This is a genomic window from Methanoregula sp. (genome assembly GCF_050010295.1).
Lineage (GTDB): Archaea > Halobacteriota > Methanomicrobia > Methanomicrobiales > Methanospirillaceae > Methanoregula.
Window position 1 is genome coordinate 14,735 of the sequence record NZ_JBEKLH010000007.1, and the last position, 12,332, is coordinate 27,066.

Sequence of the window (12,332 nt, forward strand, 5' to 3'; positions counted from 1 at the left end):
GAGAGGGTTGTCCTTATACCGGCCTCAGCTTGATGACCTCGTTGTTGGCATGGCGCCGGATCATCTCCTGGGCGATGCTCGAGTTCTTCGCGAGGTGGATCTCGCCGCTCTCGTTGACGGTGGCCGTGAAGAGGTACTCCTTGCCGGCAAAGACGTCCACGATCCTGCCGCTCTCACCGGGGGCGATGATCGTGAGCTGTTTCTTGTCGGTCTGGATCTTGATGCCGCCGCCGAGGCTGAACTCCTCATCCGCCCTGGGCTGTGCCTGCTGGCGGTCGAACTCCGTGCGGGGCTTGATGTCGATCCCGATCCCGAGCTTGTTGACGATCGCCGAGACGTTCTTGCCGCCCTTGCCGATGGCAGCAGGTACGTCCTTGTCGTCGATGTAGACCACGGCCTTGGTGTCGCTGATCATCTGGACATCGACGAATCCTTCGGTGTACCTGCCGATCTCCCGCTGGATCTCCTTCTCGGTGAGTTTCCAGCCGGTCCGCTCCTCGGGTTCCTTCTTTGCCGCATCCGGGGCCTGCGATGGCATCCTGACCGGCTGGGAAGAAAGTACCGGCTGCCCGACGTGCTGCACCTGGATCTGGGCGGAGCGGGGAGCCGGGGCTGATGCAGGGGCCGCTGCCATGACCGGCATCACGATGGTCTCGCCGTCGTACCGGAAGACGTCGAGGACGAGCTCGCCCGTCTCGTGGTCGGTGATCGTCGTGACCGGGCGGAGGTGCATCTCGCTCGCCATCCCCTCGGGGACCTTGATGGTGAACCCGACATCGTAGACCTTGGTGATGATGCCCTGCCTGACGAATATGACCGTGTTGAAGATCTGCGAGAGGACCGAGAAGTCGGCCCGGTCGGAGAAGCGCTGGATCGCGTCCTGCACGCCGTTCGCGTGGATGACCCCGACCATGCCGAGGCCCGCGAGGCGCATGTCGGCAAAGACGTTGAAGTCCTCGTTCTTCCGGAGCTCGTCGAAGATGACGAAGTCGGGCCGCACAAGCAGGAGCACGTCCGCGGTGTTGGCCATGCTCCCGTCCAGCATCGTGTACTGGGTGATCTGGTCGGGGACCTGGAGCTCGCGGGGGGCTTCCATGGTCTTGACCACGAAGCCGCTGTCCGAGAGGTAGGTCGCGAGGCTCTGGGCGAGCGTGGTCTTGCCGGAACCGGGGGCGCCGATGATGAGCATGCCCCGCTTCTCGCTCGTGATCCGTTTTGTAATAATATCGGACTTGGCATAGTCCTTCAGGGTCACGTCCACGATCGGGCGGACAGCGGTGATCTCCATGCCGTCGCTGAAGGGGCGGCGGGCGATCGCGATCCGCATCGAGCCGATCTGGACCACGGTGATGCCGCGTTTCTCGACTTCGATGAACCCGTCGGGGTCGCGCTTCGCCCGCTCAAGGATCTCCTGCGCCATCATCCTGAGCTCGTACTCGCTCGTGGGCTGGTCCCGGATCTTCACGAGTTTCATGTCGCTGATGGTGCCCTTCTTGCCCATCGGCTGGACCCGCTCCTTGAGGTACACCGCGATGGTGTGCTCGTCGAAGAACTGGTCGATTGCCAGCGGGACAAAATCGGTTATCTGGGGTTTTAAGTAGATGACATCGAGCCCCTTTGCCCGTGCCACCTCGGCCTGCACGTTGTCGCTCGTGATGAACCGTGCAGCATTCTCAATCGCGATGTTCCGTATCATCGCGTCGATCTCGCCGCCGCTCGCGAGCTTCACCTGCTCGAGGGACGGCCTGATACCGGAGAACTTGAGCTCTATCGTCTTCTCTTCCGCCATCCTGCACAGCGACTGCAGCTCGTTCAGACCCGAGAACCCGATCTCGCGCCCGTTGTTTGCCTGGGCCTCCAGTTCTGCGATCACTGCTTCCGGAACGATTATTGTCGCACCCTTGTATTCACCGGCCTTTATCATCGAGGTTATGCGCCCGTCAATAAGGACGCTCGTATCTGGTACTAAAATCATATGATATCCTCTTGTATGGTCTTTTATCGTATGCTATACCTATGGTATGCTATACTATTCTCTTGACTTTGTATCGGGGAACCTGCGGGTGCCCGCCGTTTCCCGCAACCGGCCACGAGCGCCCTGCAGGCCGCCCGTGCCGGACAGTATGCAACGACCTGAAGATCGTTGATGAGTAGATATTATTCCGCAGGGTTTATAAGGGTGAGGGCACGCACGGAGAAGACTCATCAGAGTCTTCGTAGTGCGGGCACGAACGCGAGAAGAACGCAAAGCGTTCTTCGAAAGGTGAGGGGAAGGGGGGGAGAGGGTTGTGGAAAAGAATCGAATATATTAATATCTGAACCTAGGAATGGTATTATTTAGAGAGAATTATGGGAAAAATAAAAATTTTTTCTGAGGGTGATTCGCTTGGTGCTCAAGCGAATGCTCGCGGTCATCTTTTTGAAAATCTAATGACAGATGTCTTAGGTCATTCAGGATATATTATTGAAAAAAAACCTAATGTGAATTATGCTGGAATGGAAATTGACATCGAAGGAAAGTCTCTGATAAATGATGTAAAGCTTTATGCAGAATGTAAATGCTACGATAAAGAAATAGATTCGACAAAGTTCCAAGCGTTTTTTGGAAAATATATGTCAATGTGGGTTAATGATTCTCATTGTCAAGGTCTTTTTATTGCGATCCCGGGAATAAATAGTCATGCAAGAGGTTTTTACAATACTTATTGTAAGGATAATTCACAATTCAATGTTAGAGTTCTGGATGAGAATGACGTTTTAAAAACAATTATTGATGCCAAGTTAACTGTCTCTCATGATATTATTGCCGATTTTATTGACAAATCAATTTTTGACATCGGTGATTGGAGCATAATGTATACAAATATTGGATTATTCTGGGTTCAGTATATTTTACGAAAGGGTGAGGGAACTCCTTCCTCGATAATCATTTTTGATTCAAAAGGGAATTTGATAAACGATTTAAAAACAATTGAATATTTAAAAAATTTAAACTCTGAGTTATCAAACTTTCAAATAATACAAACGTCAGGCAAAAAACCCGGATCGATTCCAATAATTCAAGAATTACATGATGAACAAATTGTAAAGGTGCGAGGGAGTTCATCTTGTTTTGAATATCAATTCCCTGCGTCACCAGATTTTCTTGTGGGTCGAAAAAAAGAAAAAATCGAAATTTTGTCTTTTATTAATCAAGTGATTAATAATGAAGTAACTTCGAGGGGATTACTTTTCGAAGGAAATTCAGGTTGGGGAAAAAGCTCGTTGGCTCTTACCACTGTAGACATGCTTGAAGGTATGGGACATTTTGGGATAACGATAGATTCTCGAACAGCTTCCTCTTCCCAATTTGTGCTGAAGGCGATTGAATACAGTTTAAACTCATTTAAAGATTTTAATGGAATTATTGATAGACCAAATGAACCTTATGTGATTTCTGGATTTGATGGTGGAGTTTCTGAATTAATAAAGATAGGAAGCAAATTAGAAAAACATGGAAAACTGCTAGTCATAATTTTTGATCAATTTGAAAATATTTTTTATATCCCTGATATATTAAATCGCATTCGAGATTTATTTGTGCAAATCACTGATGCACAATCTAACGTTATCCTAGGATTTTCTTGGAAAACTGATTTAATCGGGTCTACAAATGAATTTCCCTATGAAATTCGTGATTTCATCAGAAATTCCAGCAAGCAAATCATATTACGTCCTTTTAATGATCAAGATACTACCGAATTATTAAACCGTCTAGAATCAGAATTTAAGCCAAAAAGAAAATTAACAAAAGATCTAATTTTTTTCCTTTCAGATTTCTCTCAAGGTTTTCCGTGGAGATTGAAAAAATTATGCTCTCATGTGAAATCTCAAATAGAAAGTGGCTTAACTCAAGAAGAAATTGCCACCCGGCTTTTAAACATTGAAGACTTGTTCCACGATGATATCGAAGGTCTTAGTCAAAAAGAATTGGATACACTGCATAGGATTGCAAAAGTCGCCCCTATAAGTTATCAGGAATTAAGCAGTGAAGATTTTGATCCGGATATTGTGCAAAATCTTGTAAATTCGAGATTGTTAATCAAAATTGGACCTAAATTTGATATTTACATGGATAATTTCAGAGATTATCTTAACACCGGTCATTTACCTTTCCAAGAAAATTATCTTTTAAGAATGTCCCCTGGAAGCGTAATCAAAATGATTCAAATTTTGAACGAAAATGCTGGAAAAATTTCTGTATCTGAGTTTATGAAAAGGGCGAATCTAAAACAATATTCATATTATAATGTGGCCAGAGATATTAGATTACTTGGATTAGTACAGATCGAAAATAACGAAATCACTTTGAATGTAAAATTGCCTGATGATGCAATTAATCTTAACATTGAGTTAAAACCTCTTATAAAAGAAAAAATAAAAACTAATCGTTTAGTTACACAAATATTGGATCAGATAAGCCAAAAAGCACAGTTATCACTTCGTGAAGTTTCTAATCTACTTATAAAATTATGTCCTTATATTGTTGCAAGTTCTACCACTTGGGATAAGTATAGTACAATTTTATTAACATGGATCGATTTTGCAGATCTTGCAATATACACTAAAAATGATAAAATCGTTCGCCCCTTATTGGCAGATAGAGAAATTAAAAGACAAAATATTATTATCCCTCGAAGACGGACCGGTTTTCGCACGCCCACAATTCAGATATCTGTAATTGAAAAATTAGCAATTCGAATCTTTGAAGCGGTTAAGACGAATACTCCTTTAAATACCGAAGGATTCAAAAAAAGTACTCGTAATAAAGCAATAAACATGATGGAAGATCTCGGATTTATTCAAAAGAAAGCTTCTACAATAGAAATAAAACAACCGCTCATCGATTTTGTAACAAATGAGAATGAACGGTCAAAAATATTTTCCGAATGTGCCAATAACTTTGAATCCTACCGAATTGTTGTGAATCTATTTAGAGAAAAACCTGATATTACTTTTAAAGAATTATGTCTTGAATTTGAACTAAAAGTACCTATTAAACTTTCAAAACCAACGATAAAGTGGAGTTTAAAGATATTATTAAACTGGGCCAGGTACGCAAAAGTTACTAGCAATAATTACTCGCGTGGTTTTAAATTATTAAATATTGATAAAAAACAACAAAAAATTATTTGATCATATCATTTTTATATCAATGAATTTTTTCAAATCATTCTATCAGATAACCTTTTGAAAGCGTTGAATCCCATTTGTAGTAAAATCTCGTAATAAAGTTCGAAAATCCTCAATAATTCTATAGGGGGATTCACACTTCCTATCTTTCTCTCCTTTCATTTGATCTGAAAATTGCAGTTTCAAATCTCCCAAATATGGCGATCACTCCTCCCCCTCACCGTGTAACGCCCTTCTCTTACAGGCAAGGAAATCCCTTTTCGAATAAGAAATGCCTATGCCCCCGAGACCGCTCTCCGCCCCCAGTGCACCACCTTCGGAACCTCTACGACCGGGAACCCTTCAATGAACCGGGTGGGGGGGTCACGGCCTTTCCCATCGTCAGGGCGTCGCACCGGGCCGGCATAGGTGACGGTGACCCCCTTCCGCTACGCCAGTACCACAACCCTTATGGAGCCGGACGGCGAGAAGACTAGTATGACTGCAGAGGCCGCCCCCCAGGTGCCAAAGGATCATCACGGGAAAAAAACCTCCGGCAAATCGGCGAACGCGAAGGAAAAAAAGAAGGACACGCTCTATGCAGTCTCTGAGCAATCCCTGTCAGGGTTCCTTGAAGATGAACCGGATCTCTATTCTGTCGCAGACCTGAAAGTCAGGTACCGATGAAGGGAAAAGTTGTCCTGGTCCATTTCCCGTTTACGGACCTGACCGCTGCCAAACTCCGCCCCGCTCTTGTCATTCACGAAACCGAGCGGGATGTAATCGTCGCGTTCATCTCATCCCGGTTTCCGGCGCATCTGACCGGCTCCGATCTTCCCGTGCCGGAAGATCATCCTGCATTCCCGGATACCGGGCTCAAGGTCTCTTCGGTAATAAAATTCGATAAGATTGCAACCGTCTCAAAGGATCTCGTTGAAGGAGAGATCGGGATGGTCCCCCCGATCCTTGCCGAAGAATGCAATACAATTATGAGAGGTCTTTTCCATCTCTGATTTCTTGGCGTCATGGTAATTTCTGCCCGGTAATTTTCGTGTCTTTGGGTCACGGCCTTCCCAATCACCCAAGGCGTCGCACCGGGCTGGCATGGGTGGCGGTGACCCCCCCCTTCGGGTACCTCATCCCCACAGTAGAAGAACCGGATAATCGCTGTTCTTCTCCATGGGAGGATACCCTCTCATCCCCCACTCTCCGTCGGAGACCCCGCAGCCGGAACCCCAACTTTCCGGAAAACCGTGTCAGTTTCGCGAAAAAGCGTGTCAATTACCGTGTCTTAATGGGGCAGTTATGGCCATTTTTACGTCGGAAAAGGGCCGTGTCAGTTACCGTGTTAATATGGGTGAGTTAGGGAGGCGAAATGAGAGTGCCGGGGGGTTTAGTATAGGTACGATAAAAATCCCTTGCTGGAATGCACCCAAATAGCGTCTCCGGGCTACCGACGTGAAAATGAGCAAATCTTATCAAATTAATGTCTCATTTTACCGAAATACCTCCTCTGGAATGGAAAGTTGGGAGAATCCGGGGCAAATGCGGGCCCGGATGGATGCATGTCATGATCGGGGGTCAACCACTTACTTTGCCGGCTATGGCAATGCCCCCTCCCATATCAGCCCAAGCAATCCCCCTATCTCCCCCTCATTTGCCATTGAGGTACCCCACCCCCCTACCCCACCGGCAACAGAAGGGGTACCCCCACCCACCCTGAGAGAGGGGTAGCTACCCCCCCTTATGGTAACCGCAGCACCGACGCCTCCTATGGAAACTCCGACGGCAGAGATACATCTGGCCGTCCCGGATAACCGGGGGAGGGGGGTACCCACCCCACGTGTGTTCAGAGGGGTACCCCCATCCTTTGGCGAGAAGGGGGGGGCCTCCCCCCACCTCTCCTTGATCAGGACCACCCCCCTCCTCCCCCACCCCTACCTGAGTGAGAGGGGTACCCACCCCCCTCCGGTTGCAGGAACGTGACCTGAAGTTCGCCTGGAATCCTCGTCAGAGAACTCCGGTTCCGGCCCGGAGCCGGGCAGGGGGAGTACCCACCCCTCTTGTGCCCGGAGGGGTACCTCCCCCTCCCTCAGTGGAGGTGCTACCCCCCTCCTCCCTCGCTCAGGAGGAGGGGTGGGTACCCCTATGCCGGCCAATCCCGGCCCCTTTCAACGCACTTCCGTATCGAAACCTATTTCGTCCCCTGCCCCGATTCAGGCATAATGCACCGTTGCCACGTTTGCAGGAAAATTCTCGGCGAACTCCCGTTCACGTGCCAGTGGTGCGGACACATTTTTTGCTTTGATCACTTCATGCCGGATAACCACCAGTGCTCCCGGCCCCGCCAGTACGATCAGAATCTCCACCTCAAAGTATGCCGTAACTGCGGACGCGAGCTGAAAGGGAAGCTTGTCCCGTGTCACTGGTGCGGCAGGGTCCTGTGCGATTACTGCCGGTCGGCGGAAAACCACATCTGCCGGAATAAATTCCGGTGGCTCACGCCTCCGTAATCCCCCGGCCCCGGCGATGCCCGTACATAACGCAGCCTGGCAATTCCCTGATGATGGCCCGGCGAATGGTTACGGTTTTTTTGTTTTATTGAACAGCTGCTCAGCCGGACAACCGATCTCCCTCTGCTTACAATACCGGCAGGCCAGGTGTCCTCTCACCAGAGCGTTACCCAGGAAACCCAGGAGGAAGAGAGCGATGGTGAGAATGAGGACCGTCCAGGTAAATTCCAGTATCAGGAGCAGTATTCCTGCGAGAACGGGGACCATGAACGCCAGAAAATCCGGGAGAATATCTTTCCATGTCAGTTTCATCCGGCTGAACTTCTCCGGGTCGCCCCTCCGGAAAAACAGGGAACTCAACCGCCCTTTACCAAAAGCACAGGTTTTACCGTAATAGTAACAGTCTACGCAATGTCCGCTCAATAGCCGGAACTCTAAGAGAAGAATAAAAATTACATAACAGATGACCCAGATGATGCTGAACTGGAAGAGGATTATTGCACCAATTACGTAGATCAGGAGCGATAAAAGATTTGATCCGATAACAATCGCGATTGGATAATTTTCTTTGCAGCCCGGTTCCTGCATACCGGAACTGACGAGTTAAAATTATAATAAAATTCCGCATATTCTTCTTCTCTGCTGGTACACTCATTGCCCCCCCCTACCTGTGATGTAAAATGACATCGTGCCCCTTGAAGATGATTTAATCACTCCGTAATGATATTGATCATTTGATGGTGACACAATTATGAAAGGTGAAAAAAATAAATGGGATTGGAAAGATCAAAATCTTCCCATTTCGGAAATTATTCGGCAATTAGATACACTCCCAACAGAAGCTGCATATGCATTAGGCTCTCGTGGGGCAGTTGAAGCTGTAAAACCTCTTATTAATAAATTGGTATATCCACCTGATGACACAGTCTGGAATAATCTAAATAATTTGGCAATTGCGTGGGCATTAGGAAAAATCAAAGATAAAATGGCTATTGAACCATTGATCAAGTTATTAAAATCCAAGTCCGATGACGTTCGCAAAGTATCTGCCTGGGCATTGGGGCAAATTGGTGATAAATCTGCAATACCCGCACTCGTTGAAGCATTAAAAACAGATGAACACAATTCAAGGAAAGAGGATTCGACACTCTGTGAAATTCCTGATCTTGATAATCCGGAAATCAAATCAATAATACCCTATATCGTATCAACATGCACGTTAAGTAGAAAAGGCTCGTCAATTAAACAAGCACTGAAGGAATTGGGGTATTTTAGTTAGATTTGGTATAAAAATTAAATCGTGTCTGTTTTGATGGAACCAAAGAAACTATCTTTCTGACTTATCATTCCTTTTTTCAATCCAATCCTCGATCCAATTTAAACATCCGGCGATCGCAATAACAAGCAAGACGGAACCGGCTACAATTATAATGCCGCCAGTCCAACCGAAAAATCGCGGGAATGCCGAGCCTATTGCAATCACTATTACACCTAAGATCATTAACCAGAAACATGATTTTCCAGACGGTATATCAGGTATTTTTAACATATCGTATCACTTGAAGAAAGGTTGGGTTATTAGACGATAAAATGAGGGCATCGGATTTTGGGGCCTCGCTGAGAATGTGCCGCCAGCCCGCCATTCTTCCAATTTTAGAGAGGAGCGATATCAAAAGCAGTGGTATTGAATCTGCAGGAAGCCTATAACCTGAAATAGCGATGCGGAGTAATCAGATGAGAGGTTGATGCATGGCAGGAAAATCTGAAAAACAACCGAAAGAGAAAGCAAAACCGGTATCCCCCTGTGGAAGCGGCTGTCAGTATTTTGTGCAAAAAACCTGTCCCGGCGAAGATGCCAGGTGTGCATTATACTGGCGTTTTTCGCAAGGTCTCCGGTAACAAAAAACCGGGAGAGGATACCGCGGCGGTCTCAACCCGCACGCGGCTTATACCAGGTCATCTCCTCCGGGTCCCGTCAACGCACCGGCACCCGTTCATCTCCGCTTTTTCCTGAAGTACCAGACTGCATAGACAATGCCGATGAGGGCGGCAACGATGATGGACAGGGCGACGTTGTTGGACAGGATGCCCGCGACACCGGTGCGGTTTTTCACATCGACTGCCACCTTCAGGGGGTCGGAGATGTAAGTATCGTCGAGGGCGTCGCGGTACCGGATCTCGGAATCGATGCCGTAGAGCTTGGTGACCGCGTCGCTCGCCACCCCGATCTGGTAGGTAGCGACAGCAGACTGGCCCGGGGCAAGGTCCCCGAGGTCTGCCACGCCGTCAGAGCTCGTGAAGGGGGTGACTGCGCTGATCCGGGCCTGGGCGCTCCTGATCATGGAGCTGCCGGTATTTTTGTACACCACCTGGATCGTCCCCCTGCTGCCCGGGCTCATCGTGATCGTTGGCGAGGTGATCGCAAAATCCACTTTGCTGCCCACGTTGACCCCGGCAGTCTCGGTCCGGGAATCGACAAAGTCGCCTTCGTTATTCTGGTAGACTACGACCACGTCGACCGGGTAGGACTTGTTGATCGCCGTGCTGTCGACCGACACCTTGAACGGGCAGGTCACAGTACTGCCGACCGGGAAATCGCCGATATACACGCTGCTGTCGACCGGAACGATCGGGCTTTCGTCATCCCGGAGGATGTTGACCGTCGCTTTTGCACCATCCAGCGACCCGGTATTTTTCAGCGTGATGTTGATGTACCCGTCCGCGCCGGCGACCAGGTGATCCGGCACCGCCGAGATCACCTGCGGGATCACTTCCGCCTTTATGACCAGCGGCACCACCAGGGTCACGTCGTTCTGCTGGTAGTAGTTCTTGACCGTTGGCACAAAAGTGAACTCACCGACCGCCGACAGGGTGGTGTACCTGATCTCAACCGGGAGCATATACGTCCCGGCCGGGGCATCGGCATTGACCGTGGCCGAGAAGACCACCGTTTCCGTGGCCTGGCCCGGCATGTCGCCGATCATCTGGGGATCGGATTTTATCTCGATCGGTGCGTCCCCGGCAGACAGGCTGACCGTGACGAACTTTGCCGTATTGGGAAGGTCTTCGGGTGCGACGGTGTTCTGATCGACCTGCATGTACTGGTTGAGGCCGGTGTTCTTCAGGACAACCGGGATCGATATATCGCTCCCGGCCGTGAACTCATTTATCCCGGCGATATATGCACTCAGGTTCGGGCTCCCCCCCGTATATTTCGTATCGGCAAGCGCCGGCGCAGCGATGCAGCAGGCCATGATGAGCAGCAGGAGGACTGCACGGGTCCGGACTGGCCTCATCAGCACACCCGGTGCATCGGGTGCCAAAAGCATATTTCTCGTCATTGCCATCTCACTTCTTCCTCCTCATCGCAAACACATAGTAACCTGCGCCGATAAGGACTACCGCGGCCAGGATTGCTGCGGCGGGCAGCAGCAGACTTCCGGATCCGGGTGGGACAACCTCGACCGGAGCACTGACGGTGTCTGAGGTGAGGCTGTTATCGAGAGAATCGCGGTACCTCACGTTGGTGTCGAGCTCGTAGAGAGCAGGGGCAGCCTTGCTGTCGGCAGAGATCGCGTACCGGGCGGTGACGCTCTGGCCCGGGGCAACATCGCCGAGGTATGCCTGGGTGTCGGAGCTGCTGAACGGTTCTACAGTCGTCAGCCGGGCCTGCGCGTGATAGGCGGTGATCGACCCGGTGTTCCGGTATTCCACCTCTATCACCCCGGACTCTCCCGGGTAAAGGGACGCGGGGGCGGAGGTGACCGCGAAGCCGAGTTTTCCTCCCACCGGCACGCCCACGGTATCGGTTGCCGAGTTCACCGTAAAGCCTTCGGAGTTGGTGTAGGTGACCATCACGTCGATCGGGTAGGACTGCTGTTGTGCATCGTCAGAGACCGAGACCTTGTACAGGCAGCTGACCGCCTGGTCCTGCGGGAAATCCCCGATGTAGACGCTGCTGTCGTCAGGGATCAACACGCTGTTGCCGTGCCTGATGAGTATGACGGATGCTCTGGTTCCGGCCTCCGGCCCGGTGTTCTCGATCGTCAGGTTGACGTAGCCTTCCGTTCCCACGATCAGGTTCCCGGGGACGGCATCGAGGACGTCGATCCTGACTTCCGGTTTGATCCTGATCGTGAGCGGGATGACCGTGGCCACATCAGTATACTGCGACTGGACCGTGTCGCTGGACGGCTGGGGGGTGTTGCTGTTTGCGAGATACCGGTAGCTGAGCGTGAGCGGGAGCTGGTAGTCCCCGAGCGTTGCATCGGACGTGATCTTTGCCGCGAACGTGGCGGTGACGATCCCCGGGCTGGCAATATCGCCGAGGTCCTGGGGGTCGGTCTTGACGATGATCGGTGCACCGTCTGCGGACAGGCCGGCCGTCACCAGCTTTGCGGTCGTCGGCAGGTCATTCTGGGCCAGCATGCCGTGACCGACGAACTTCACGGCGTTCGTCCCGCTGTTCTGGATCACCACCGTGATGGTTGCGTCCTGCCCGGGAGAAAATTCGTTGACGCCGGAGATGTATGCCGTCATCTGCGGACTTCCCCCGAGGTATTGGTCTATTCCCGTAACCGGCACGGCGAAGCATGCTGCCATGAGGATCAGGAAGATCAGTGCTGTATTCTGTTTCATCGGGATCACCTTTTTTCTGTCTCTGTTCGT

General features: G+C 50.0%; 9 protein-coding genes. 5 read left to right on the plus strand and 4 right to left on the minus strand.

The genetic code is table 11. The annotated features are described in order from the left end of the window. Positions 1 to 13: 13 nt before the first annotated feature. A complete protein-coding gene (locus ABSB80_RS09475; protein WP_428370375.1) occupies positions 14 to 1,975 on the minus strand; it encodes a PINc/VapC family ATPase in 1,962 nt (653 codons plus the stop codon). A 374-nt stretch (positions 1,976 to 2,349) separates the two neighbouring features. On the opposite strand from ABSB80_RS09475, the gene ABSB80_RS09480 reads away from it, so the two are divergent. The 4 genes from ABSB80_RS09480 to ABSB80_RS09495 all read left to right on the plus strand — a co-directional run bounded on the left by ABSB80_RS09480 (position 2,350) and on the right by ABSB80_RS09495 (position 7,664). Then, a complete protein-coding gene (locus ABSB80_RS09480; protein WP_428370376.1) occupies positions 2,350 to 5,175 on the plus strand; it encodes a restriction endonuclease in 2,826 nt (941 codons plus the stop codon). 474 nt (positions 5,176 to 5,649) lie between these two features. Continuing rightward, on the plus strand, positions 5,650 to 5,838 hold the full coding sequence (locus tag ABSB80_RS09485; RefSeq protein ID WP_428370377.1) for a hypothetical protein: 189 nt from the start codon (positions 5,650 to 5,652) through the stop codon (positions 5,836 to 5,838). Then, a complete protein-coding gene (locus ABSB80_RS09490) occupies positions 5,835 to 6,164 on the plus strand; it encodes a type II toxin-antitoxin system PemK/MazF family toxin (RefSeq protein WP_428370378.1) in 330 nt (109 codons plus the stop codon). The genes ABSB80_RS09485 and ABSB80_RS09490 overlap by 4 nt, the downstream gene beginning before the upstream one ends. Positions 6,165 to 7,376: 1,212 nt before the next feature. Continuing rightward, positions 7,377 to 7,664: an AN1-type zinc finger domain-containing protein gene (locus ABSB80_RS09495; RefSeq protein ID WP_428370379.1), complete on the plus strand. Its 288-nt coding sequence runs from the start codon at positions 7,377 to 7,379 to the stop codon at positions 7,662 to 7,664. A gap of 69 nt (positions 7,665 to 7,733) precedes the next feature. On the opposite strand, the gene ABSB80_RS09500 is transcribed toward ABSB80_RS09495, so the two are convergent. Continuing rightward, a complete protein-coding gene (locus ABSB80_RS09500; RefSeq protein ID WP_428370380.1) occupies positions 7,734 to 8,252 on the minus strand; it encodes a hypothetical protein in 519 nt (172 codons plus the stop codon). Positions 8,253 to 8,415: 163 nt separating this feature from the next. On the opposite strand from ABSB80_RS09500, the gene ABSB80_RS09505 reads away from it, so the two are divergent. Next, positions 8,416 to 8,943 (plus strand): HEAT repeat domain-containing protein, encoded by a 528-nt coding sequence (locus tag ABSB80_RS09505; RefSeq protein ID WP_428370381.1) that lies wholly within the window; start codon positions 8,416 to 8,418, stop codon positions 8,941 to 8,943. A gap of 715 nt (positions 8,944 to 9,658) precedes the next feature. Here ABSB80_RS09505 and ABSB80_RS09510 read toward each other — a convergent pair. Both ABSB80_RS09510 and ABSB80_RS09515 read right to left on the minus strand, forming a co-directional pair. Then, entirely contained in the window at positions 9,659 to 10,960 is a 1,302-nt protein-coding gene (locus tag ABSB80_RS09510) for a COG1361 S-layer family protein (protein WP_428370382.1), read from the minus strand. Between the two features lie 52 nt (positions 10,961 to 11,012). After that, the gene (locus ABSB80_RS09515) at positions 11,013 to 12,302 is read right to left on the minus strand and encodes a COG1361 S-layer family protein (RefSeq protein ID WP_428370383.1); all 1,290 of its coding nucleotides are present in this window, start codon (positions 12,300 to 12,302) and stop codon (positions 11,013 to 11,015) included. Between the last annotated feature and the right edge of the window lie 30 nt (positions 12,303 to 12,332).

Coding starts and splice junctions, on each gene's coding strand:
- ABSB80_RS09475 (WP_428370375.1), bottom strand. CDS start 1,975: ATGATTTTAGTACCAGATACGAGCGTCCTTATTGACGGGCGCATAACC.
- ABSB80_RS09495 (WP_428370379.1), top strand. CDS start 7,377: ATGCACCGTTGCCACGTTTGCAGGAAAATTCTCGGCGAACTCCCGTTC.
- ABSB80_RS09515 (WP_428370383.1), bottom strand. CDS start 12,302: ATGAAACAGAATACAGCACTGATCTTCCTGATCCTCATGGCAGCATGC.
- ABSB80_RS09490 (WP_428370378.1), top strand. CDS start 5,835: ATGAAGGGAAAAGTTGTCCTGGTCCATTTCCCGTTTACGGACCTGACC.
- ABSB80_RS09510 (WP_428370382.1), bottom strand. CDS start 10,960: ATGAGGCCAGTCCGGACCCGTGCAGTCCTCCTGCTGCTCATCATGGCC.
- ABSB80_RS09485 (WP_428370377.1), top strand. CDS start 5,650: ATGACTGCAGAGGCCGCCCCCCAGGTGCCAAAGGATCATCACGGGAAA.
- ABSB80_RS09505 (WP_428370381.1), top strand. CDS start 8,416: ATGAAAGGTGAAAAAAATAAATGGGATTGGAAAGATCAAAATCTTCCC.
- ABSB80_RS09500 (WP_428370380.1), bottom strand. CDS start 8,252: ATGCAGGAACCGGGCTGCAAAGAAAATTATCCAATCGCGATTGTTATC.
- ABSB80_RS09480 (WP_428370376.1), top strand. CDS start 2,350: ATGGGAAAAATAAAAATTTTTTCTGAGGGTGATTCGCTTGGTGCTCAA.